The following is a 23,083-nucleotide window of genomic DNA, read 5'->3' as shown; positions in this document are numbered from 1 at the left end:
CTAGCATTCTTCTTTCTCTCCATCGAATCTCCACATTTCTTTGACGAAATGTCCACCTTGGCCTTTTATGCTGCGCTTATCTGTCGACCGGACCGCCGGTTGGGATCTGCCATAGAGAAAGACCATGCATCCGAGCCACTTCACCAAGAAAAACATGTTGATCGCCGCGGCACTGCTCAGCCTTGCCGCCTGTTCCAAACCCGCGCCGGACGAGGCGGCCGCGCCGCCCGCCGCCGTCACCGTGCTCAAGCTGCAGGCGGCGCCCGTCGTCCTCAGCGACGAATTGCCGGGCCGGGTGGCCGCCTTCCGCACGGCCGATATCCGCCCGCAGGTGGGCGGCATCGTGCTGCGCCGCCAGTTCGAGCAGGGCGCCGACGTGACGGCGGGACAGAAGCTGTTCCAGCTGAACCCGGCGCCATTCCAGGCGGACGTCGATTCGGCCGCCGCCGCCCTGCAGCACGCGGTGGCCACGGCGAACCGCGCCAGCAGCCAGGCAGACAGGCTGAAACCGCTGGTGGAAGCGGACGCCATCAGCCGCCAGGCGTATGACGACGCCGTGGCCCAGCGCGAGCAAGCCGTGGCCACCGTGGCGCAGGCGCGCGCGACCCTGGCGCGGCGCCGCCTGGACCTGGCCTTTGCCAGCATCGAGGCGCCGATTGCCGGGCGCATCGGTTCCGAACTGGTGACCGAAGGCGCGCTCGTAGGCGTGGCCGATGCTGCGCCGATGGCGCGCATCCAGCAGATCGACAAAGTGTATGTCGACGTGCGCCAGCCGGCCGCCGCGCTGGCCGCGCTGCAAGCCTCGGGTACGGGCGGTGCCGATAAGCTGCCCGTGACCATTCTGGGCGCCGACGGCCAGCCGCATCCCGTCACGGGCCGCATCCTGTTCTCGGGCATCAGCGTCGATGCGGGCACGGGCGACGCCGTCATCCGCGTGCTGGTCGACAATCCGCAGCGCCAGCTCTTGCCTGGCATGTTCGTGCGCGCCCGCATCGCCCGCGCCGTGCAGGCCAACGGCGTGCTGCTGCCGCAGCAAGCCGTCTTGCGCAGCAGCGGCGGCCAGGCGCAGGCCTGGGTGCTGGACGGCACGAACAAAGCCAGCCTGAAACCGATCGCCGTGGGCGACGTGGTCGAGCACCAGTATGTGGTCAGCGGCGGCCTGAAGGCGGGCGACACCGTCGTCATCGAAGGCCAGGAACGCCTGCAGCCGGGCGCCACCGCCGCGCCGCAGCCATGGAAGCCGGCCGTCGTGGCAGCCGCAGCTGCCGCCAAAGCGCATTGATGCGCCATTTGAATCCAATGAAAGTCTAACGACATGCCTCAATTTTTCATCAACCGCCCCGTCTTTGCGTGGGTGGTGGCGGTCTTCATCGTCCTGTTCGGACTGATCGCCATACCGCAATTGCCGATTGCGCGTTTTCCTTCCGTGGCGCCGCCCAGCGTCAGCATCAGTGCCGTGTATCCGGGTGCCACGCCGCAAACCATGAACGATTCCGTGGTGGGCTTGATCGAACGCGAACTGTCGGGCGTCAAGCACCTGCTGTATTTCGAGTCGTCCACCGACACCTCGGGTTCGGCCTCGATCAGCGTCACCTTCCAGCCGGGCACCGACCCGGAAATGGCGCAGGTGGACGTGCAAAACCGCCTGAAAGCCATCGAGCCGCGCCTGCCGCAGGCCGTGCGGCAAAACGGCTTGACGGTGGAATCGGCGTCGTCCGGCTTCCTGATGATCGTCAGCCTGATTTCCGAGAATGGCCAGCACGATGAAGTGGCGCTGGGCGACTACCTGGCGCGCAACGTGACGGAAGAGCTGCGCCGCATTCCCGGCGTGGGCAAGGTGCAGCTGTTCGGTTCCGAGCGGGCCATGCGCATCTGGGTCGACCCGGCCAAGCTGGTGTCGTACAACATCGCCATGGGCGAGCTGACGGCCGCCATCGCGCAGCAAAATGCGCAGATCGCACCGGGCCGCCTCGGCGATTCGCCCGCCGTGCACGGCCAGCGCGTGACGATTCCGCTGACGGTGCAGGGCCAGCTGCAAACCCCGGCCGAATTTGCCGCCATCGTGCTGCGCGCGAATGCGGATGGCTCGAAAGTGACCATCGGCGACGTGGCGAAAGTGTCGCTGGGGGCGCAAAGCTTCAATTTCAGCATACGCGAAAACGGCCAAGCCGCGTCGGGCGCCGCCATCATGCTGTCGCCCGGTGCCAACGCCGTGCAGACGGCGGCCGCCGTGCGTGCGCGCATGGCCGAACTGGCGCACACCATGCCGGCCGGGATCAAGTACTCGGTGCCGTTCGATACGGCGCCGTTCGTGAAGATATCGATCGAAAAGGTCGTCGTCACCTTGCTGGAGGCGATGGTGCTGGTCTTCCTCGTCATGTACCTGTTCCTGCAAAAGATACGCTACACCCTGATTCCCGCCATCGTCGCGCCGATCGCCCTGATGGGCACATTTACCGTGATGCTGCTGGCCGGCTACTCCGTCAACGTGCTGACCATGTTCGGCATGGTGCTGGCCATCGGCATCATCGTCGATGATGCCATCGTCGTGGTGGAAGCGGTCGAGCGCCTGATGGCGACCGAAGGCCTGTCGCCGAAGGAAGCGACGTCGAAGGCGATGCGCGAAATCACGGGGGCCGTCGTGGGCATCACCCTGGTGCTGACGGCCGTGTTCATCCCGATGGCCCTGGCCAGCGGTTCCGTGGGCGCCATCTACCGCCAGTTCACGCTGGCCATGGCCGTGTCGATCCTGTTCTCGGCGTTTCTGGCCTTGACCCTGACGCCGGCCCTGTGCGCCACGATGTTGAAACCGATCGGACCGCATGACCATGATAAAAAAGGCTTTTTCCTGTGGTTCGACCGCCAGTTTGAGCGCATGACGGCGCGCTACGAAAAAGGCGTGGTGGCGATGCTGAAACGCGCGGGCCGCTCGATGGTGCTGTACGGCGCCATCGTCGCGGCGCTGGGCGTAGCCTTCATGCAGCTGCCGTCGGCCTTCCTGCCCGAGGAAGACCAGGGCTACTTCATCACCTCGATCCAGCTGCCGTCCGACGCCACCATGGAGCGCACGCTCGATGTCGTCAAGCTGTACGAGCAGCACGTGGCCACGCGCCCCGGCATCGAAGTGAACCAGTCGATCCTCGGCTTCAGCTTTTCCGGCGCGGGACCGAACGCGGGCCTGGCCTTCACCATGCTGAAGGACTGGAAACAGCGCAACGGCGCCACGGCGCAGGAAGAAGTGGCGCTGGCGCAGGCGGCCATGTCGCAGGCGAAGGAGGGCGTGATCATGAGCCTGATGCCGCCCGCCATCGATGAACTGGGCAACTCGTCCGGCTTTTCGATGCGCCTGCAAGACCGCGCCAGCCAGGGCATCGCGGCCCTGCAGGCGGCGCAGAATCAGCTGCTGGGCCTGGCCGCGCAAAGCAGCAAGGTGGCGGGCGTGTATCCGGACGGCTTGCCGCCCGGCGCCAGCGTGCGCCTCGATATCGACCGCACCAAGGCCGAAGCGCTGGGCGTATCGTTCACGGCGATTGCCGACATGCTGACGGCGGCCATGGGGTCGACCTATGTCAACGATTTCCCGAACGCGGGCCGCATGCAGCAGGTGATCATCCAGGCCGACGCGCCGTCGCGCATGCAACTGAACGACGTGCTGGCCTTGCGCATCCGCAATAACGCGGGCGGCATGGTGGCCCTGGGCGAACTCGTGCGTCCCGTGTGGAGCGAGTCGCCGCTGCAGCTGGTGCGCTACCAGGGCTACCCGTCGGCGCGCATTTCCGGCAGCGCGGCGCCCGGCGTGTCCAGCGGCGACGCCATGCTGGAAATGGAGCGGCTCGTGAAGCAGTTGCCGCCGGGCTTCGCGCTGGCGTGGACGGGCCAGTCGCTGCAAGAGAAGGAATCGGCGTCGCAGGCGCCCATGCTGATGGCGCTGTCGATGCTGGTGGTCTTCCTCGTGCTGGCGGCCCTGTATGAAAGCTGGTCGATTCCCGTCTCCGTGATGCTGGTGGTGCCTTTGGGCTTATTGGGCGCCGTGCTGGCCGTGATGCTGCGCGGCATGCCGAACGACGTGTTCTTCAAGGTGGGCATGATCACCATCATCGGCCTGTCGGCGAAGAATGCGATTCTGATCGTCGAATATGCGCGCCAGCTGCAGGCGCAAGGGCGTGGACTGGTCGAGGCGACGGTGGAAGCGGCGCGCCTGCGCTTGCGCCCGATTTTGATGACGTCATTGGCGTTCGCGCTGGGCGTGGTGCCGCTGATGCTGGCCACGGGCGCCAGCGCCGAGACGCAGCACGCGATCGGCACGGGCGTGTTCGGCGGCATGATTACCGCCACCGTGCTGGCCGTGTTTTTCGTGCCCGTGTTCTTTGTCGTGGTGCTGGGCGCCGTCGACAAGATGGGTACGTACTTCAACAAACGCAGTGATCGCATCGCCGTCAAGGCGGTGGAAGGAGAGTTGTAATGCGTTTCTTTTTTCTCACGCCCCTGGCCGCGCTGGCCTTGTCGGCGTGTTCCCTGACGCCGCCGCTGGTCAAGCCGGCGGCACCGATACCGGCCAGCTATGCCGAATCTGCCGCGCCAGCCGCGGCCGACACCGCGGCCGACCTGGGCTGGCGCCAGATGCTGCTCGATGCGCGCCTGCAGCGCCTGGTCGATATCGCGCTGGAAAACAACCGCGACTTGCGCGTGGCTTCGCTCAATGTGGAAGCCGTGCGGGCGCAGTACCAGATCCAGGATGCGGGCCGCTATCCTGCCATCGGCGCGAATGCGGGCGGCGTGCGCCAGCGCGGCGCCGACGCTGTGACACAGAATCAGTTCACTGCCGGCATCGCCATGAGCGCGTTCGAGATCGACCTGTTCGGCCGTCTGCGCTCGCTGTCGGACGCGGCGTTTGCCCGCTATCTGGCCACGCAGCAGGGCCAGCGCGCCGCGCATATGGCCTTGATCGGCGCCGTGGCCGACGCCTATCTGGAGCAGCGCCTGGCCGAGGAACAGCTGGCGCTGGCCCGGCAAACCCTGCTTGACTGGCGCCAGGCGCTGGTCCTGACGCAGCGCCTGCACGGCGCGCAGCAGGGCAGCGGCCTGGACGTGGCGCAAGCCGAAGGCCAGGCCGCCACGGCGGAAGCGGACGTGCAGGCGCGCGTCCGGGCCAGCTCATTGGCGCGCAACAACCTGGAACTGCTGCTAGGTGCGCCGCTGCCGGCCGATCTGCCGGCGGGCCGCGCGCTCGATGGCCAGCCCGTGCTGACGCAGCTGCCGCCCGGCCTGCCGTCGGACTTGCTGGCGCGCCGGCCCGACATCCTGCAAGCCGAATATGCGCTGGCGGCGGCGAATGCGGAAATCGGCGCCGCGCGCGCCGCCTTCTTCCCCCGCCTGTCGCTGACGGCGTCGCTGGGCTTTGCCAGCCCGGAGCTGGGCGACCTGTTCCGCGGTAGCGCGCGCAGCTGGTCGTTCGCGCCGCAAGTGACGCAGCCGCTGTTCCAGGGCGGCCAGCTGCGCGCGGAACTGCAGCTGTCGCGCCTGCGCAAGGACGTGGCCGTGTTGCAGTACGAACAGGCGATCCAGGCGGCGTTCCGCGAGGTGCGCGACGGCCTGGCCGGCAGCGCCACGTTTGCGCAGCAGATCGCCGCGCAGGAGCGCGTGGTGGCGGCGGCGCGGCAGCGCCAGCGCCTGTCGCAGCTGCGCTACGACGCGGGCCAGGACAGCCGCCTGGAATTGCTCGACGCGCAGCGCCAGTCGTATGCGGCCCAGCAAGCCCTGCTCGACGCGCGGCGCGACCAGTTCAAGTCGGCCGTGGCGCTGTACAAGGCGCTGGGCGGCGGCCTCGAGGAGTAAACCTCCGTCTACCAGGGCAGCGTCACGGGCACGCTGTCTCGGTGCTTCGCCTGGTAGTGGGAACGCAGGAATTGCGCCAGGAAGGTGAATTCGTTGTAGCAATGCATGAGCAGGGCGCGGGCGAATGCATCGGGGAAGAGGGCGGCGATCTCTTGCGGGCTGTGGCCGGCGTCCGGCAAGTCCTGGCCCATGTAGAAATGGCTGCGCAAGGTCATGCCCCAGGCCGTGTCGCGGCCCATGTGCAGCAGGCGCCCGCCGATGACGGCGCCGTCCGCGGTGCGGGGCGGCGCATAGCTCATGCCGACCCTGGCGCACACGGCGGCAGAAATGCGGCCCTCGGCCCGCGCCGCCTCGTATTGCCTTCCCTCGAAGAATTCACGGGGATCGCGGAACTGGATGGCCAGCTGTTCGGCCGGCATGCCGCTGAAAAATTCTTCCGCCAGATGGATGGAGCCGACGTGCGTCCCGGCGCTGCCTTCAGCCCAGCCGCTGGCCAGGTGGTCGACCGGGTGCCACATCAGGTAGCGCTCCGTGTCGGGCCGCGAGCGGAACCACCATTCAAACATCTCGCCAGTGCAATTTGGCAAGTCGGTGCGGCACGCCACGTGCAGCACGCCGCTGGGCAGCCGTTCAAAGCCCGTTTCCAGCGCCAGGGGAGCGGGCTGCAGCAGGGCGTGGACGTCGTTGAGATCCATGGTCTTACCTTTCAGTGTGGGTGGTGGAAACAGCGGTGGTGCCGGCCGGGCGGCGGCGCAGCAGCGGGGCGGCCGCCACGGCCGCGCCCAGCAGGGCCAGCGCGGCCGTGGCGGCAAACATCGTGGCGTGGCTGCCGGGCAGATACGTCATGAAGGAAGAGAGAAATTGCCCGCCGAAGATGGCCATCGACAGATAGGCGAGGTTGCGGTTGCGGCTGGGCAAGTGGCTGCGCTCGACCGTCATGTGCGTGCACAGGGGCACGGACAGGCCAAAGCCCATCCCCAGCGCCACGGCGCCGGCCAGCAGCATGGGCAGCGCGGCGGCCCCCGCAAACAACAGGTGTGCCAGTGCATAACAGGCGAAGGCGGCGCCCAGGGTGCCGTGTTCATGCAGGCGCCGGACCGCCTGGGGCATCAGCCAGGCGGCCGCCACGGCCACCAGCGACACGAAGGACAGCAAATACCCGGCCCGGTCCTCGCTCCAGCCCAGCTGCTGCAGGCGCAGGGGCAGGATGATGATGGCGGCGAAAAACACCGTCATGGAGAGCGCCGCCAGCGCATGGACGAAGAGCAGGGCGCGCGACGGGCCGGGCGCTGGCGGCGCGCCATCCATGCCGGCATCCGGGGCAGGGGCAGGTGCCGGCACGCAGCGCCAGGCGCATGCCAGCAGCACCCACGAAGCCAGATACAGCAGGAAGGGATAGCGCCAGCCCGCTGTGGCCAGCAGGCCGCCCAGCGCGAGGAACAGCACGCCGCCCAGTTCGATCGTCATGCCTTGCCTGGCGATCATGCGCAGCCTTGCCTGGCCGCTGAACAGGGCCGAGATCAGCCCGGTGCCCGATGCCATCACCAGCGCCGTCGGCGCGCCCAGCAGGAAACGGTTGGCGAACACGGCCAGGTGGCCATGCAAAAACATGCCCGAGACGCCCAGCAAGCCGTACAGGAACAGCCCCGCCAGCAGGCTGCGGTGCAGTCCCAGGCGCTGCATGAGCATGGCGGCGAAGGGGCCGGACAGCACCACGCCCAGCGAGGGCAGCGTGACGAGCCAGCTGGCGGCGTCGGCCACGCCGAGCCGCGCGGCGATGGACGGCAATCCCGGGACCAGCACGCATCCCACCATGATGGTCAGGCTGGCAACGGAAAGGAGCGTGCACGTTGCTGTCTTCGATATACTGCGGCTGGACATGCGCCTCCCCGGTGCTTATGTTAAAAAACCGTTAATCGGAACACTGTTCCGAATGATGGAACAATTATAGGGCCATGTACAATGCCGGTCAATGCCATCACGGCAGCTATCGTCATGCACAATTGGGTAAAGAAATGAGTGAAGAAAACGAAGGCAATAGCGGCAAGCAAGTCATTGCGCGCGCGGCGGCGGTGCTGCGCGCGCTGGAAAACCAGACGGGCGGCCTGAGCCTGGCGCAGATCGCCAAGGGCGCGGACTTGCCGCGCACTACGGTGCACCGCATCGTCGCCGCGCTGGAAGCCCAGCAACTGGTCAGTTCCGGCGCCGGCGGGGTGAAGCTGGGTCCGGCCATCGCGCGTCTGGCGGCGTCGGCGCATACGGACGTGGTGGCGGTCCTGCGGCCGTATGCGGAAGCGTTGGGCCGGCGCACGCGCGAAACGGTGGACGTGTGCGTGTACCGCGGCCTGCATGCGGTGTCGGTGGACCAGTATTGTTCCGACCATGAACTGCGCGTCGTGTCGACCGTGGGAACGGCCTACCCGATCCACTGCACCGCGCATGGCAAGGCCTTGCTGGCGCAGATGCCGGAAGACGCGCTGGCCCGGCTGTTCGGCGAGCGCCTGGAAGCGCGCACGGACCAGACCATCACGGCGCTTGCGCAACTGCTGCCGCACCTGGAACAGGTACGCGCGCAGGGCTACGCCGTCGATATGGAAGAGCACGCGCCGGGCGTGTGCGGCATCGGCGTGGCCCTGAACACGGGGACGAGCGAGCGCTACGCGCTGTCGCTGGGCGTGCCGGCCCTGCGTTTCCACGCCCAGCGGGAACAGCTGCTGTCGGCGCTATTGCAGTGCAAGGCTGAAGTTGAAGCCGTGCTCGGCGTCAAGCCGTAAACGCCCCGATCGGGCGCTTGCGCGTCAGGCTCAGCCCGCTTGCTGCACGTGGTCGCTCCAGAGGATTTCCCTAAAGTTCAGCTTGAACTGACCGGACGGCATGTCGTCGGGATGGCTTTCCAGATCGATTTCGCTGACTGACAGATATCGCCATCGCCCTCAAGTGAGCGGGGTAAGCCCGGCAGGCTGCGCCCGCTGCCTCACGACTTCTGCATTTGCTGCTGGAAGGTGAGTTCGATGAACTCGGCCGGGCGGCTGATGGCGACCAGGACGGTGACCCGCAAGATGCCTTCCAGGATGTCGTCGGGCGTCATGGTTTCACCCAGGCCGACGTGTACGCTGAAGGCATCGTCCGGTGTGGCGCCCGCCAGGCCGCCGCGCTTCCAGATGGCGGTCAGGAAATTGCACGCCATGCTGTGCACGGCGACCCAGGTAGCGGCCACGTTCGGCTCGAACACATACGCCTTGATAGCCAGGCGCAGCGACTCCTCGAGCATGATCATGGTGCGGCGCACGTTGATGTAGCGCCAGTCGAGGCTGTTGCCGTCGAGGGTGCGCGCGCCCCACACCAGGGTGCCTTCGCCTTCGAAGCTGCGGATGGCGTTGACCGACTTGCCGCTGCTGCTCACGTTGAGGTCTTCCTGGTCCTCGTGCGTGATGTTGACGGCCGGCGCGCTCACTGCCACCAGGCCGATGTTGGCCGGCGCCTTCCACACGCCGCGCGCGTTGTCAGTCATGGTGTAGAGGCCGGCCATCGCGGCGCCTGGCGGCAGCAGATTGAGTTGGCCGTGCATGGCCAGCAGTAGTTGCCGGTACAGGGGACTCACGTCGCGCAGTGCACGATCGATGGCGGCGATGCGGCCGGCCTGACCGTTTTCTGAAGACTGCGCGATGGCCATTTGCTCGAACAGGGCCGACACTTGCCGCTGCCCGCCGGCGTCCAGCGGCTGCAGCAGCACGTCTTGCAGCGCACCCCACTGGCTACGGCGGATGTGGGTGAAATTGAGTTCCTCCAGCGAAACGACCGTGGCCTGTACCCACGGATAGTAGGCGGCGCCAAAGGCCAGCGAGTCGCTGCCGATAGCATCCCGGAAAGCGGTCACGGGTCCATCCGTCAACGGCGCCGCGCCATGGTGGATGTCGAGGATGGCGAAGCGGTTCCGCATCTGTTGGCCGCAATGCATGAGCATGTGCCGTTGCAGCGCATGGCAGTCGTCCAACGCCAGCAGCATGGCGTCGGGCACGGCCAGCAGCGTCGCGCCCGGCTCCCGCAGCAGCGCATCGATGCCGGCGCACAATGCGCCGATGTCCGGCGTGTCATGATAATCGCCGACGGAGACGATATAGCAGGCGCCGCCGCCATTCATGAAGAAGAGCAGTATGCTGTGATACAGCAGGAACCGGCCGGCGGCCTGGCGCAGCGTGCACGACGCGCCAGCCGTGCGGCCCGCCTCCAGCATGAATTCGGGCACGGGCGCGCCGCCGAAGCAGGCTTTAAATTCCGCCATCGAGCTGATGCGCCATGGTTGCTTGCGCAGGGAGCGGCCGTCGTGGCTGGCGCTGGCGGTGTAGCCGACAAAGCCCGGCACGGCCGTCTCCACTTGAACGACGGCATTGGGAAACGCGTTTTGTTCCACGATATACACGCCGGGAGTCTTGTATTGCGCCATGTGCATGCTTTCCTGGTTGGTCAGAGGGAGCGGGGCTGCATCGGGTCACGCATCTGGCCACGCATTGGGCCACGCATTGGGCCAGTATAGCCAGTGATAGCACGGGCATGGGCATTTCTCGCTTTACATTTATTTGATAATTCCAGTATTATTGAAATATTGAATATTTATTCGCGCTTTTTCCTGGACCACTGCCCCCATGCTCACCGCCTTCCTGATCTTTCTCGCCACCTTAACCCTCGTCATCTGGCAGCCGCGCGGCCTGGGCATCGGCTGGAGCGCCGTTATCGGCGCCGGCGCGGCGCTGCTGGCCGGCGTGATCCACTGGGGCGACATCCCCGTCGTCTGGCATATCGTGTGGAATGCCACCGGCACGTTTATTGCCGTCATCATCATCAGCCTGCTGCTCGACGCGGCCGGCTTCTTCGAGTGGGCGGCGCTGCACGTGGCGCGCTGGGGCGGCGGCAGCGGGCGCAAGTTGTTTACCTTGCTGGTCTTGCTGGGCGCGCTGGTGTCCGCCGTGTTCGCCAACGACGGCGCCGCGCTGATCCTCACGCCCATCGTCATCGCCATGCTGCGGGCATTGAAGTTTTCCGCCAAAGCCACCCTGGCCTACGTGATGGCGGCCGGTTTCATCGCCGACACGGCCAGCCTGCCGCTGGTGGTGTCGAACCTGGTCAATATCGTCTCGGCCGACTATTTCAAGATCGGCTTTGCCGAGTACGCGTCCGTGATGGTGCCCGTCAACGTCGTCGCCGTGGGCGCCACCCTGGCGGCCTTGCTGATCTTTTTCCGCCAGGATATCCCGCGCGACTATGACGTGGCGCAGCTGAAACGCCCGCGCGCCGCCATCCGCGACCTCGGTACCTTCCGCGCCGGCTGGCTGGTGCTGGCGCTGCTGCTGGTAGGATTTTTTTCGCAAGAAGCCCTGGGCGTGCCCATCAGCCTGATCGCCGCCGTGGGCGCCGCGCTGCTGCTGGGCGTGGCGGGCAAGGGGCACGTGATTTCCACGCGCCATGTGCTGCGTCATGCGCCATGGCAAATCGTCGTCTTTTCGCTGGGCATGTATCTGGTCGTGTACGGCTTGCGCAATGCGGGCTTGACGGCGTACCTGACGGGACTGCTGAACCATAGTGCCCAGTACGGCGTGTGGGGCGCGGCCATGGGCACGGGCGTATTGACGGCCTTGTTGTCGTCCGTGATGAACAACCTGCCGACGGTGCTGGTGGGCGCGCTGGCCATCGACCCGACGACGGCGCAGGGCGCCGTGCGCGAGGCGATGATTTACGCCAACGTCATCGGCAGCGACCTGGGCCCGAAGATCACGCCCATCGGCAGCCTGGCTACCTTGCTGTGGCTGCATGTGCTCGACAGCAAGAATATCCACATTTCCTGGGGATATTACTTCCGCGTCGGCATCGTGCTGACCGTGCCCGTGCTGCTGGCGACCCTGGCGGCGCTGGCGCTGCGCCTGTCCTGAGTTCCGTGTATGGTGGTGGCTGACAGCAACTTTAACGGGAAAGCCATGAAATTATTGCTTGTGGGCGCCACCGGCCTCGTGGGCCGCGAAGTGCTGCGCCTGGCGCTCAGTGACGCGCGCGTCAGCCAGATCGTCGCCCCCGTGCGCAAGCCCTTGCCCGCGCATCCCAAACTCGATGCGCCCCTGGTCGATTTCGACCGCTTGCCGCCCGGCGCGCCCTGGTGGCAGATGGATGCCGTCATCTGCACCCTGGGCACGACCATGAAGGCGGCCGGTACGCGGCAGGCGTTCCGGCGCGTGGACCACGACTATCCGCTGGCCGTGGCGCGCCTGGCGCTGGCGGCCGGCACGCGCGCGTACGCCCTCAATTCCGCCGCCGGCGCCAATCCCGGCTCGCGTATCTTCTACAACCGCGTCAAGGGCGAACTGGAACGCGACCTGGAAGCACTGGGTTTTGCGTCGCTCACGCACGTGCGGCCCGGGCTGATCGGCGGCGAGCGCGACGTGGCGCGCGCGGGCGAGGGCGCCGCCTTGCGCCTGCTGCGCGTGCTGGGTCCCGTGCTGCCGCGCCGCTGGCGCATCAATCCCGCGCCGCGCATCGCCGCCGCCCTGCTGGAAGCGGCGCTGGCCGCCGCGCCGGGCGTGCATATCGTCGGGTCGGAACAGCTGGCCTGAACGCGCAGCCCGTATAATCGGCGTTCATGTTCTTTTGAGTACGCAAAATGCAAACAGTACGTCCTTACCGGGCCGGCGACCGCGACGCCTGCCTGGCTCTTTTCGACGGCAATACGCCGCGCTTTTTCGACCCGTCCGAGCGCGCGGCCTTCGTCGCCTGGCTGGAAGCATCAACGCAGCCGTATCTGGTCATCGAACGTGCGGTCGAGGGAACAACGCGCATCGTCGCCTGCGGCGGCCATGCGATCGAGGCGGGCGGCACGGTCGCCAGCCTGTGCTGGGGCATGGTGGCGCAGGACGTGCACGGCCAGGGACTGGGCCGCGCGCTGACGCAGGCGCGCCTGGACGCCATCCGCGCCGTGCCGCAAGTGGCCAGGGTGAGCATGAACACCAGCCAGCACACGCAGGGCTTTTATGCGCGCTTCGGCTTCGTGCCGGTCAAGGTGACGCCCGATGGCTTCGGACCCGGCATCGACCAGTGGGACATGATGTTGCAACTGCCGGCGCGTGGGGCGCACCGATGAGCGCCGCCAGACACGGAGGCCTCCATGGCGGATGACCGCCACCCGCCGGCGCCGCTCGTCATCGTTGCCAGCAACGGCACCGGCGGCGACATGCAACCATTTATCGCGCTGGCGCAGGGCTTGCGGCAACGGGGGCGGCGCGTGCTGCTGCTGGTGCCGGGCTGGCAGGAAGCGGCGGCGCAGGCGTCAAGGCTGCCGTATCGCACCTTCGGCACGCAGGAAGAGGGGCAGGCCATGCTGGGCGACCCGGGCCTGTGGGATGAGCGCAAGGGCTGGGGCGTGGTGTGGCGCGGCCTCGTGCCGTACCTGGGCGCCGTGCGCGACGTCGTGCAAGGCTTGCCGGACGGTGAAGAGTGCGTGGTGCTGTGCCATCCCTTCCTCGTGCCGATGGCCGCCCTGGCACGCTCGGTACGCCCGAACCTGCGCATCGTCGCGGCCTATCTGGCGCCATCGAACCTGTGCAGCAGCCATGATTTCCTGGCGGCCGGCTCGCTGCGCATTCCCGCCTGGGTGCCGCTCGCCTGGCGCCAGGCCCTGTGGCGGCTGATCCACCGCGGCATGGTCGACCCGGTGCTGCTGCCTGGCCTGAACGGCGCGCGCGCGCAGCACGGACTGCCGCCCGAAGCGCATTTTTTCGCGCACATGCTGGCCGCGCCCGATGCCTCGCTGGGGCTGTTTCCCGCCTGGTTCGCCGCCCCGCAGGCGGACTGGCCGCCGCATTTCGTGCAAGCCGGTTTCGCCGGCGCCGCCCCGCATGGCGCCGCGGCGCTGCCGCCGGAGCTGGAACGCTTTCTGGGCGAGGGCGAGCCGCCCATCGTCTTTACGCCCGGGACCGGGCACCAGCACGCGCAGCGCTATTTCAGCATCGCCCTGGACGTGTTGCGGCGGCTGGGGCGGCGCGGCTTGTTCCTCACGTCCCATGCGGCGCAGCTGCCGCAGCACTTGCCCCCCAGCGTCATGTGGCAGGCGTACGCGCCGTTCGCGGCCCTGCTGCCGCGCGTGGCGGCCGTGGTGCACCATGGCGGCATCGGCACCAGCGCGGATGCCTTCCGCGCGGGCATCCCGCAACTGATCGTGCCGTTCGCCTACGACCAGTTCGACAATGGCTGGCGGATCAAGCGGCTCGGCGTGGGGGATGTCTTGCTGGCCAGGCGTTTGTCGGCCGGGCGCATGCGGCGCCAGCTGGCACGTTTGCTGGCCGCGCCCGAGGTTCAATTGGCGTGCGGCGAGGTGGCCCGCCGGATGGGGCAGGGGCCGCAGCCGGCGCACTTGCTCGATCAGGTCGAAGCGGCGCTGGCCGTCTTGACTGCTTAGGGCGTGTCGTGCGGCGTATCGTCGAGGGCGATGACGCGGTCGTGCGGGCCGGGCACGCAGCCGTCGGCGACCGGTTCCCAGCCCCGGTGCACCACCACCTGTTTGCCGTCGTGGCAGATTTCCACGCGCTCGCTGGCCGGCAGGCGCTGGCGCGCGAACGCTTCCAGGCTGGCCGGCAGGCTCACTGCCAGCCGCATCGTGCCGATGGCTTCGGGCGGATGGTCGTCCATGTGCACCAGGGGCACGAAGATGGAACCGAGCATCAGCCAGCGGGCGCCCACGTCGACGGGCGCTGGTTGATACGGGGCGGCGCGCAGCCAGTCCTGGGCGCGCGCGCGCAAGTCGCTGCCTGCGGCCAGCTCCCCCCAGGCGGCGGCCAGCATTTCCGCCACCCACTGATTGCAGTTCTGGTATTTCAAATTGAAGGCATACGCGTTGGCGCTGTAGCGGCCTGCCAGCAGTTCTTGCACGCGCACGGGGTCGAGCAGGGCGCGGCGCAGGGGCGGCACGGTTTCGGCCGGCAGTTTCACGAGCGCGATGTAGCCGAGCGATGGATTGGCCGTGCCCATGGCGAAACCGGCCGTGCCCTGGTCGAAGATGCGCGGACGGCCCTCGTCGCAGGCGTAGTACAGCTGGCGCGCGGACCAGCCGCTGTCGTTGTCGTGGCGCCAGGCCAGCGCCGCGTGCGAATAGCGGATGCCGAAGCGCGCCAGGTCCAGGCCGGAGCGGCTGATCAGGGCCACGCTGCCTTCGCTGGCGGCCAGTTCCTCGCGCACGACGGCGGCAAAGCGCAGCAGCCGGTCCTGTTCCGTGGCCGTGAGTTCCTGCGCGCGGTCGCAAAAGCGCGACGAGGCCAGCGAGGTGCCTGCCTGGGCGGCGCCAGCGCTGAAGATGGCGCAAACGCCCAGCAGCAGTGCCGGGCGGTGCGGGAGAAAACGAATCAAAGGCTGACGGGACGCGTGGCCAGTTCGCCGTACCAGTCGTCGGCCAGCACGAGGAAGAAGGCGGCGCGCGTGTCGTTGCGCGAGAATTCGATGCCGTAGGCGCGGTTTTGCGCATGCACCATGTCGCCTTGCGCCAGCTGCTGTTTGTCGAGCGCCGCCTGCGGCAAGTCCAGCACCAGCGGCGTCGCTGTGGCCTCGGCCTGCATGGTCAAGCGCGTCATGCCGTCGCGGCCCGGCACGGCGGCCACGTCGATGATGCGGTAGGGGCCATTGGCCACCTTGTTGTCGCGCGAGGAGCTGTTGCTCGAACCGTTGAGCGAATCGGATATGCTGCCGCTCGACTGGGAGCCGGCGCTGGAGGCCGAGGAAACGAAACTGTCGGCGTTGGCGTTGCACGCCATGGTCAGAGCTGCGGCCAGGCCGAGCATGCGTAGGGAGGTAGTCAAGGCAGTTTTCCAGTGCACGTCAATGAAAGCGGGCCGGGTCCGTCCGGGCCTGCGCCATCATAGCAGATCGGCCGTCAGCTGAGCAGCACCTTGATCAGGGCCTTCGCTTCGGCCGACGGCTGCGTGCGCAGGGCCTGCAGCACGGGGTCGTGCTCCAGGTAGGCCTGCAGCGGCGCGCTGATGGTGACGTAGGCCTGCGGCAGCGGCGAAGGCACGGGCGCCAGCGCCTTGGCCAGCAGCAGGGTGTCGCGCAAGCCTTCGGGCGGCAACATGATGGTGGAGCCGGGCAAGGCGTTGACGGCATCGGCCACCGACAGCGGCACGCCCAGCTGGCGCATCAGCGCGCGGCCGATCACTTCCAGCGTGGAGGCCATCTGCGTTTCCAGCTCGGCGTACAGGCCCGGGGTCTTGTCGGCTTGGGCCAGCAAATAAAATCCGGCTACTTCATGCACGATACCGGCGAACAGCGCCGTATCGGCATCCGTCTGCGTGACGGCGCCTGCCAGCGCATGCGCCAGCGCCGCCACATGCACGGTGTGCGCCCACAGCTGGGTGGCGCGGGCGCGCAAGGCTTCGTCGCGGATGCCCGCGTTCAGCTGGCGGATGACGGCCGCCGTCGCCAGCGCATACAGGTTGCGGTGGCCCAGCCGCTCGACGGCGGCGCGCACGCTGGTGATGGCGGGCGTGTGGCCGGACGCGAACATGGCCGAATTGGCCAGCGCCACGGCGCGCGCCGACAAGGTGGGTTCGCACAGCAGCAGCCGGCTGATGTCGGCCGAGTGGCAATCCGGGTTGGCCAGTTCCTTTTGCAGGAGCAGGGCCGTGTTGATACTGGTGGGAAAGGCCAGGGTTTCCGTTTCGGCGCTGGCCAAAAGTTGCGCAAGGCTGCTGAGCGTGTTGACGTGCATGGATAAGAGGGAGCGAGAAGTAGCAATGTCCCCATATTATCAGGCAATCCGGCTGGCATGGCGTTCGCATGCCCAACCGGCCATGCCCGCCATCGGGAGCTGCGTTCCAGCGCCTTATGGCAGCAGCAAGGAGTGCTGGCTGGCCGTATGGAAATCGCGCCACACGCGGTTGATGGCGCTGTCTTCGCGGGCCGCGTACAGGCCGCAGTATGGATACAGGCCGTCGACTGCCGCGCGGCAGGCGGCGACCAGGGCCAGCGCACGCTCTTGCACGGCCTGCATGGCGTCCGCGTCGAGCGCCGCGCCGGCAGCCACCGTTGCCCAGCTGTCATCGAGCACGGCATAAAAGCGCGCGCGGGCGGCGATGAATGCGTCTTGCTTGTCTTGCAACATGGATATTACTTCCGGCACCTCCAGCAGCGGCAGGCCGGCGCGCGCGTGGCGGCGGTGGCGCATGCATTCTTCGGCCAATTCCATGAAATGCGCGGCCATGCCGGCCACGTTGGCGGCCAGGGTCACGTAGGCGAGCGAATAAAACGGGTAGCGGTACAGGGGGCCGTCGGCCGTCGCGGCTGCGGGACTGATGGTGAAACCGTGTTCCTTGCCGAGCCACTGGCCGTCGATGCGGTAGCTGTGCGAGGCGCTGGCGCGCATGCCGATGCAGTTCCACGAGGGCACCAGCCGCACCAGCGCGGCGGGCACGAGAAAGGCGCGGATGCGCGGCTGGCCTTGTTCGTCGAGCAGGGGCTGGCCAGCGCGCCGCAGCCGGGCGTTCAGGGTGAAGTGGGTGGCCATGGGCGCGCCGCTGGCGTAGTCCCAGCTGCCCGTGATGCGGTAGCCGTCGCCTTCTTCCTCCGCGTCCCCGGTGGCCGCGCCGCTGCCGCCCAGGCAGGCGCGCGGCGTGCCGATGATGGCGCGCGCCATGTCCGGCGCCAGAAAGCCCGCGAACCAGCCGGCGCCCGCGCACAGGGTCAGCACCCAGCCCATGCTGCCGTCGACGGCGGCCACGGCTTCTTCCAGGCGCACCACGTGTGGCAGGGGCAGTTCGGCGCCGCCCGCGCTGCGCGGCGCCAGCATCGTCAGCCAGCCGCGCCGGTGCAGCAAGGCTTGCTGCACTGGATGCAGCAAGCGGGCGGTATCGGCCGCCTGGGCGTGGCGCGCGATGCGCCGGGCGTCGCGCCCGGAAAGGGCAGCAAGGGTAGCGAAGGCAGCGTGCGGCATGGGCAAAGTCCGGCAATGGCGAAGGCGGGCATTTTCGCACAGAGCCGGGCGTGCCGCGACACGGCCGTTCAAGCGGCCTTGCTCAATCCTTCCGCTTCCCAAGCAGCCTTGACGCTGTCGCGCTGGGACACTCGGCCCAGGAAGGCTTGCAGATTTGCCAGCGCGGACAAGTCCACGCCCACGTTCGGCGCCCAGCCCGTGATGACGAACAGGTAGGCGTCGGCTACCGTGAACGTGGCGCCGGTCAGATAGGACCGGCCTTCCAGGCGGCTGTCCACCCACTTGAATTTTTTGCCCAATTGCTCGATGAACAAGGCCTTGGTGGCGGCATCGAAGCGGGGATCGAACAGGGGACTGAACGATTTGTGCAGCTCGGACGTGATGTAGTTCTGCCATTCCAGCACCTGGTAGCGGGCCAGGCTGCCCACGGGCGGCAGCAGGTCCTGCCTGCCGGCCTGTTCGGCGATGTACTGGGCGATGACGGGGCCTTCGCTCAAGGTCGTCCCATCGTCGAGCGCCAGCAGCGGCACCTGGCCTTTCGGGTTGAGTTCATAGTAATTGCCGCCTTCCTGCGTGCGGTGCTGGCCCAGGTCGACCTTGGCCAGGGTGAATGGCATGCCCGTTTCGCGCAAAATAATGTGCGGTGCTTGCGAGCAGGCGCCCGGCGAGTAAAAGAGTTTCATGGCGATCCTATCCTCGAACAGGTTGGGAAGACGCCACTATAGTCCTGCGGGAGCCGCCGGTAAATGCGTGTTCGTGCGGTGGCTGGTCACGCCCGGCGAACGATTGCGCTGGCTCAAAGCCCGGGATAGCGCAAGGGGGCAAGCAGCAAGAAAAACGCGCACGCCATGCTGCTGGTGCGGATGGCTCACGCGCGCCCGCCGAGGCTGCCTCCGCCATCCACTGCCAAGACCTGGCCTGTCACGTAACTGGCTTGCTCCGATAGCAGGAAGCCGGCGGCGGCAGCGACTTCATCCGGCTGTCCCAGCCGCCGCATCGGTATCGTGGCAAGCACCTGGCGTTCCATTTCGCTGCCGACGGGGCGCGCCTTGCGGAACAGTGCCGTTTCCACGGGGCCTGGGGCGATCGCATTGACCGTCACGCCGTGCTGGGCCAACTCCAGCGCCCAGGTTCTCGTGCAGCCGACCAGGGCGCTTTTGGCGGCGGAATAGGCGGTGCGGTCCACGCTGCCGTAGACTGCGCGGCTGCAGATATTCACGATGCGGCCATAGCGGCGCTGCTTCATCGCATCCACGAACTGCTGTGTCACCTGGATGGCGGCGCGCACGTTCAGGTCGAACACGCTCTGCAAGGTGGCAAAGTCGATTTGACCCAGCGGCTGGGGCGAGGCAATGCCCGCATTGTTGACGATGCCATCGATATCAAACTGTTTTTCCAGCGCCTTGAGAACCTGCGCCGTCTGCGCCAGATCGGCCAGATCGCAGGCCACCAAGGTGCCCGGAAAGTCGACGCCCGCAACGTGCCGCGCGATGCCGATCACCCGATGGCCTTGCTGATGCAGCAGGGTGCAGATGGCATGGCCGATGCCGCGTGTCGCGCCGGTAACGAGGAAAGTACGAGTTTGCATGGGAGAGGAGGTCCTTTGGCCTGACAATGCACACCTGCGAAGGCTACACTTTTTTGCAAGGTCACGTCGCCGCAGCGGCTGACCATTCGCGCAGCAATTGCCCGAACGCTTCGGCGGCCGCCGTGGCGCCGGCGTGGCCCAGCTTGCGCTCGCGCAAGGCTTTGGTGCCGTGATGCTGTACGGCGGCATGGCCGCCTGCCTGTTCGCCGCGACCAGCTGGCTGGTGTTTGGCGCCGGGAGGGAAGGTGCGTCAAGGGCGGGAAGGCTATAATCGGGGCACGTTGGCAAGTGTTGCTCAACGTCATTACGAGGCCGCCCATGCATAAACTGATTTCCGAACTCACCCGCCTGTATCTGTTCGAGGAACAGCAGCACTACGTCGATGCGCAGGGCGGCGTCCAGCCGTTGACGCCGGCCGTGCTGGCGCGCCACCTGTCGGGCGAGCAGACGGTGGCCGTGCAACTCGTGACCGAGAGCGGCCTGGCGCGCGCGCTGGTGCTGGAGTTTGGCGGCAAGGGCGGCGGCGAGGCACACTGGAGCGCGCTGTGCATGATCGCCAATGCCGTGCAGCACGAGCTGGACTTGCCGGCGCCCGCCGTCAGCATCTCGGGCACGGCGTTCCAGTTATGGCTGTCTCTGGCCACGCCCGTGCCCGTTGCCCAGGCGCGCCAGTTCGTGCAGCTGTTGCGTTCGACCTTTTTGCCTGCATCGACCGACATCCTCGCCGTCGCGCCGCCAGACTACGTAGCGCAGGTGGCGCTGCCGCCCGCCTTGCAGCCGTCGGGCAAGTGGGCCGCCTTCATTCATCCCAGCATGGGCGCCGCCTTCGTCGACGAGGCGGGCCTGGACATGCCGCCGCCGCCCGCCGCCCAGCTGGGTTTCCTGGAAAGCTTGCGCAGCATCACTCCGGCACAATTCGCGCAGGCGCTGGCGAAGCTGCAGGGACATGCGGGGCTGGCTGATGCCGTGCCCGTTCTCGCGCCCGTCGCCGCGCCATTACCGGCGGTAAAGCCCGTTACGCAGCCAGGCTTGCTGCTGCAGGACGCTACACTGGAGGACATCGTGCGCTGGCTGCATGCGCGCAATATCGAGCCGACGTTCCGGCACAGGTTGCCGTAGCGGGGCTTTCCCTGATGGCAGGCTAGCCTTAGACACCCAGGAGGCAATATGACAGTCAAGCGCATGGACAACGTCGGCATCGTCGTGGAAGACATCGATGCCGCCATTGCGTTCTTCACCGAACTTGGTCTCGTTCTCGAAGGGCGCGCCCCAATTGAAGGCGACTGGGCCGATGGCGTCACCGGTCTGCGCGGCATGCGCGTGGAGATTGCCATGATGCGTACGCCGGACGGTCACAGCCGTCTCGAGTTATCCCGTTTCCTCGCGCCGGCCGTGGTCGCCGATCACCGCGACGCCCCAGTGAACGCTCTCGGTTACCTGCGTGTCATGTTTACCGTCGAGGATATCGACGATACGCTCGTCCGGCTCGTCCGGCTCGTCCAACGCGGCGCGAAGCTGGTCGGCGAAGTCGTCCGGTACGAGCACATGTATCGGCTCTGCTACATCCGTGGTCCCGAAGGCATCCTCATCGGACTTGCCGAACAGCTCCCGCAGCAGACGTCCTGAGGGAAGCCGCCGGACGTAGAAAGCCAAAGGCTCGCCGTCCAATCGCTTGCTGAGGCAGGCCTGCGCGAAACGCCGCGGCGGGAAATTGCTGCCGCATCGCCGCATATCGGCCGGCGCCTTTCTGTCATCAGGGCATGGTCATGTCCAGACCGACCATGCTGACGACGAAGAAGGTGACGATCCCGAGTGCCAGGAGCAATAGCGCGAAGATGGCGACCACCTTGCCGCTCGCGCGCAGCACCGCGCGATTCTGCTTCGCCTTGTCCTTATCCTTCTTGCCTTGATCGTAATGCCACTTGATGGCGAAGAACATGCCGGTGGCGAGCACGAGTGCCTTGAATGTCACGAAGACTATAGGGGTCCAATCGATCATTTTGCGTATTTCCAGTCTATTACTTGATTACTTGACACTATCTGTCGTGAGGCGCACTGCCTCAAATTGCTGCTTCAGCAGCTTCTGTTCCAACTTTTTCTTCCACTATTCCCCAAGGCATCCTGTTTGACTCTTTCATTATAGCCAGCTCTGAAATAACGACGGTATCGAGCGCAGCGATGCGCCGCATGCGGATGAGTGAGGAAAAAACGTCTGCGACTGCCATGCAAGGATGGTGTTGCTGCACGTTATGAGGCATACTACCTTAAAACAATCTCCATACATTGAGACAAAATGTCCCAGTTAAAAACCATACAAGATGAAAATTTGACGGGCTGGTTGCCGCGATTGGCCGGGAACAAGGGGCCCCGTTTTTTGCAAATTGCGGATGCCTTGCAGGTGGCGGTGGCAGACGGCTCGCTGACAGCGGGCGACCGTCTGCCGACGCAGCGCCAGTTGGCGGCACAGCTGGGCGTCGACCTGACGACGATCACGCGCGCCTACGACGAAGCCAGACGCCGCAACTTGCTGGAGGGGCGCGGCGCGCGCGGCACGTATGTCGCGGCGCCGAAAGTCGAATTGACCGCTATCCTCGACCTGAGCATGAATACGCCGCCACCGCCGGAGGGCGTGGACTTCGACGACATGTTGCGACAAGGCTTGTCTCAAGTACTGATGCGCGCCGATAATGAGTTGCTGATGACCTATCACTTGGGCGGGGGAAGCGACTCCGACCGCAAGGCCGGAGCAAGATGGCTGGAACCGATGTTCGGACCTCTGGATTCAAGGCAGGTGGTTGTCTGTCCCGGTGCGCAAGCGGCGATCGCCGCATTGATCCTTGCGCTGACGGAGCCTGGCGATGTGATCCTGGCGGAGCCGACGAGTTATCCTGGCTTGCGTGCCGCAGCGGCCCAGTTCGGCCGGCACGTCATCGCGGTGGGCGCGGACAAGCAAGGGATGCTGCCTGAGCTGCTAGAGGAAGCGTGCCGCCAGCACCAGCCCGCGCTGGTCTACCTCAATCCGACATTGCAGAACCCGACCGCCATCACCATGCCGGAACGCCGGCGCAGGGAGCTGGCCGGCATTGCGCAGCGCTGCGATGTACGCATCGTCGAGGACGATCCCTACTGGCTTCTTGCCGATGCGCCGCCGCCGCCCGTTGCCGCGTTTGCCCCGGCACAGGTGCTCTACATCTCGACGCTGTCGAAATGCCTGACGCCAGGCTTGCGTGTCGCCTTCGTGCTGATACGCGACCCGGCAGAGCGCGAGCGTTTCCTGGTCGCGCTAAGATCATTTGCGCTGATGGTCGCTCCTCTGACGGCCGCCCTGGCCACGCAGTGGATACTCGACGGCTCGGCTGACAGATTGATGGAAGGCGTACGCAAGGAGGCGCGCCTGCGCCACCGGATGGCGCGCGATGTGCTGGCGGGACGCTACAGCGGCGCCGGAGACGGTCTGCATGTATGGCTCGAGTTGCCCGCGTATTGGAACTCCTCGCAGCTTGCGCTCGCAGCCGCCAGCTACGGCATCGCCGTCACGCCGGCGGAGGCATTCGCAACGGGCAGCGCATCGGTGAACGCCATTCGCATCTCTTTGGGCAGCATCAAGGACCGTGGACGCTTGCAGGCCGGTCTTCAGCGGCTGTCTCACCTGCTTGCGCGGCGGCCCGAGTCATTCAGCGCTGCCGTGGTCTGACTGGCCGGAA

Annotated in this window: 22 protein-coding genes; 11 read left to right on the top strand and 11 right to left on the bottom strand. The window is 66.7% G+C overall.

From position 1 onward, the window contains the following. The first annotated feature begins 124 nt into the window (after nucleotides 1–124). From IGS60_RS21155 to IGS60_RS21145, 3 genes are read left to right on the top strand one after another with little or no spacing between them, the layout of a single operon-like run. Complete coding sequence (locus IGS60_RS21155) at nucleotides 125–1,282, top strand: efflux RND transporter periplasmic adaptor subunit (RefSeq protein WP_230506103.1); 1,158 nt, start codon at nucleotides 125–127, stop codon at nucleotides 1,280–1,282. Between the two features lie 33 nt (nucleotides 1,283–1,315). Then, entirely contained in the window at nucleotides 1,316–4,462 is a 3,147-nt protein-coding gene (locus IGS60_RS21150; RefSeq protein ID WP_230506102.1) for an efflux RND transporter permease subunit, read from the top strand. Beyond that, entirely contained in the window at nucleotides 4,462–5,835 is a 1,374-nt protein-coding gene (locus tag IGS60_RS21145; RefSeq protein ID WP_230506101.1) for an efflux transporter outer membrane subunit, read from the top strand. The genes IGS60_RS21150 and IGS60_RS21145 overlap by 1 nt, the downstream gene beginning before the upstream one ends. Before the next feature lie 8 nt (nucleotides 5,836–5,843). Here IGS60_RS21145 and IGS60_RS21140 read toward each other — a convergent pair whose 3' ends face one another. Both IGS60_RS21140 and IGS60_RS21135 read right to left on the bottom strand, forming a co-directional pair. Next, a complete protein-coding gene (locus tag IGS60_RS21140; RefSeq protein ID WP_230506100.1) occupies nucleotides 5,844–6,530 on the bottom strand; it encodes a hydrolase in 687 nt (228 codons plus the stop codon). A gap of 4 nt (nucleotides 6,531–6,534) precedes the next feature. Continuing rightward, complete coding sequence (locus IGS60_RS21135) at nucleotides 6,535–7,716, bottom strand: MFS transporter (RefSeq protein WP_230506099.1); 1,182 nt, start codon at nucleotides 7,714–7,716, stop codon at nucleotides 6,535–6,537. A 134-nt stretch (nucleotides 7,717–7,850) separates the two neighbouring features. Between IGS60_RS21135 and IGS60_RS21130 the strand changes: the two genes are divergently transcribed. Then, nucleotides 7,851–8,609 carry an IclR family transcriptional regulator gene (locus IGS60_RS21130; protein ID WP_230506098.1) on the top strand — a complete coding sequence of 253 codons (759 nt, stop codon included), beginning with the start codon at nucleotides 7,851–7,853 and terminating at the stop codon, nucleotides 8,607–8,609. Between the two features lie 200 nt (nucleotides 8,610–8,809). Here IGS60_RS21130 and IGS60_RS21125 read toward each other — a convergent pair whose 3' ends face one another. Continuing rightward, nucleotides 8,810–10,285 carry a phage tail sheath C-terminal domain-containing protein gene (locus IGS60_RS21125; RefSeq protein WP_230506097.1) on the bottom strand — a complete coding sequence of 492 codons (1,476 nt, stop codon included), beginning with the start codon at nucleotides 10,283–10,285 and terminating at the stop codon, nucleotides 8,810–8,812. A 193-nt stretch (nucleotides 10,286–10,478) separates the two neighbouring features. On the opposite strand from IGS60_RS21125, the gene IGS60_RS21120 reads away from it, so the two are divergent. Genes IGS60_RS21120 through IGS60_RS21105 form a run of 4 tightly spaced genes read left to right on the top strand, consistent with a single transcriptional unit; the run spans nucleotide 10,479 to nucleotide 14,272 of the window. Continuing rightward, a complete protein-coding gene (locus IGS60_RS21120; RefSeq protein WP_230506096.1) occupies nucleotides 10,479–11,759 on the top strand; it encodes an arsenic transporter in 1,281 nt (426 codons plus the stop codon). A 45-nt stretch (nucleotides 11,760–11,804) separates the two neighbouring features. After that, complete coding sequence (locus IGS60_RS21115; protein WP_230506095.1) at nucleotides 11,805–12,434, top strand: NAD-dependent dehydratase; 630 nt, start codon at nucleotides 11,805–11,807, stop codon at nucleotides 12,432–12,434. A gap of 47 nt (nucleotides 12,435–12,481) precedes the next feature. Beyond that, the gene (locus IGS60_RS21110; protein ID WP_230506094.1) at nucleotides 12,482–12,958 is read left to right on the top strand and encodes a GNAT family N-acetyltransferase; all 477 of its coding nucleotides are present in this window, start codon (nucleotides 12,482–12,484) and stop codon (nucleotides 12,956–12,958) included. Nucleotides 12,959–12,982: 24 nt separating this feature from the next. Beyond that, the gene (locus tag IGS60_RS21105; RefSeq protein WP_230506093.1) at nucleotides 12,983–14,272 is read left to right on the top strand and encodes a nucleotide disphospho-sugar-binding domain-containing protein; all 1,290 of its coding nucleotides are present in this window, start codon (nucleotides 12,983–12,985) and stop codon (nucleotides 14,270–14,272) included. Here the strand turns inward: IGS60_RS21105 and IGS60_RS21100 are convergent. The 6 genes from IGS60_RS21100 to IGS60_RS21075 form a co-directional block, all read right to left on the bottom strand. Then, nucleotides 14,269–15,216 carry a DUF2145 domain-containing protein gene (locus IGS60_RS21100; RefSeq protein WP_230506092.1) on the bottom strand — a complete coding sequence of 316 codons (948 nt, stop codon included), beginning with the start codon at nucleotides 15,214–15,216 and terminating at the stop codon, nucleotides 14,269–14,271. The two genes, IGS60_RS21105 and IGS60_RS21100, sit on opposite strands and share 4 nt — an antisense overlap. Beyond that, nucleotides 15,213–15,644, bottom strand: coding sequence for a hypothetical protein (locus tag IGS60_RS21095; RefSeq protein WP_070224319.1), 432 nt, complete (start codon nucleotides 15,642–15,644; stop codon nucleotides 15,213–15,215). The genes IGS60_RS21100 and IGS60_RS21095 overlap by 4 nt, the downstream gene beginning before the upstream one ends. Nucleotides 15,645–15,736: 92 nt before the next feature. Then, on the bottom strand, nucleotides 15,737–16,534 hold the full coding sequence (locus IGS60_RS21090) for an HDOD domain-containing protein (protein ID WP_227741955.1): 798 nt from the start codon (nucleotides 16,532–16,534) through the stop codon (nucleotides 15,737–15,739). Nucleotides 16,535–16,684: 150 nt separating this feature from the next. Beyond that, nucleotides 16,685–17,791 (bottom strand): acyl-CoA dehydrogenase, encoded by a 1,107-nt coding sequence (locus tag IGS60_RS21085; RefSeq protein WP_230506091.1) that lies wholly within the window; start codon nucleotides 17,789–17,791, stop codon nucleotides 16,685–16,687. Between the two features lie 68 nt (nucleotides 17,792–17,859). After that, nucleotides 17,860–18,474, bottom strand: a complete 615-nt coding sequence (gstA, locus tag IGS60_RS21080; RefSeq protein ID WP_070224322.1) for a glutathione transferase GstA — start codon at nucleotides 18,472–18,474, stop codon at nucleotides 17,860–17,862. Between the two features lie 185 nt (nucleotides 18,475–18,659). Then, on the bottom strand, nucleotides 18,660–19,379 hold the full coding sequence (locus IGS60_RS21075) for an SDR family oxidoreductase (protein ID WP_230506090.1): 720 nt from the start codon (nucleotides 19,377–19,379) through the stop codon (nucleotides 18,660–18,662). A gap of 318 nt (nucleotides 19,380–19,697) precedes the next feature. On the opposite strand from IGS60_RS21075, the gene IGS60_RS21070 reads away from it, so the two are divergent. Both IGS60_RS21070 and IGS60_RS21065 read left to right on the top strand, forming a co-directional pair. Further along, nucleotides 19,698–20,498: a hypothetical protein gene (locus IGS60_RS21070; RefSeq protein WP_230506089.1), complete on the top strand. Its 801-nt coding sequence runs from the start codon at nucleotides 19,698–19,700 to the stop codon at nucleotides 20,496–20,498. Nucleotides 20,499–20,546: 48 nt separating this feature from the next. Continuing rightward, complete coding sequence (locus tag IGS60_RS21065) at nucleotides 20,547–21,005, top strand: VOC family protein (protein ID WP_230506088.1); 459 nt, start codon at nucleotides 20,547–20,549, stop codon at nucleotides 21,003–21,005. A 127-nt stretch (nucleotides 21,006–21,132) separates the two neighbouring features. Here IGS60_RS21065 and IGS60_RS21060 read toward each other — a convergent pair whose 3' ends face one another. Next, nucleotides 21,133–21,378 (bottom strand): hypothetical protein, encoded by a 246-nt coding sequence (locus IGS60_RS21060; protein WP_070224327.1) that lies wholly within the window; start codon nucleotides 21,376–21,378, stop codon nucleotides 21,133–21,135. A gap of 61 nt (nucleotides 21,379–21,439) precedes the next feature. Continuing rightward, complete coding sequence (locus tag IGS60_RS21055) at nucleotides 21,440–21,604, bottom strand: hypothetical protein (protein WP_230506087.1); 165 nt, start codon at nucleotides 21,602–21,604, stop codon at nucleotides 21,440–21,442. Between the two features lie 68 nt (nucleotides 21,605–21,672). Here IGS60_RS21055 and IGS60_RS21050 point away from each other — a divergent pair, with 68 nt between their 5' ends. Next, nucleotides 21,673–23,073 (top strand): PLP-dependent aminotransferase family protein, encoded by a 1,401-nt coding sequence (locus IGS60_RS21050; RefSeq protein WP_230506086.1) that lies wholly within the window; start codon nucleotides 21,673–21,675, stop codon nucleotides 23,071–23,073. Nucleotides 23,074–23,083 lie beyond the last annotated feature (10 nt).

The sequence above is a fragment of the Janthinobacterium sp. FW305-128 genome, assembly GCF_020858135.1.
In the GTDB taxonomy this organism is placed as follows: Bacteria; Pseudomonadota; Gammaproteobacteria; order Burkholderiales; family Burkholderiaceae_D; genus Janthinobacterium.
The sequence above is the reverse complement of the archived record's forward strand: the minus strand, read 5'-3'. Positions and strand labels throughout refer to the sequence as shown.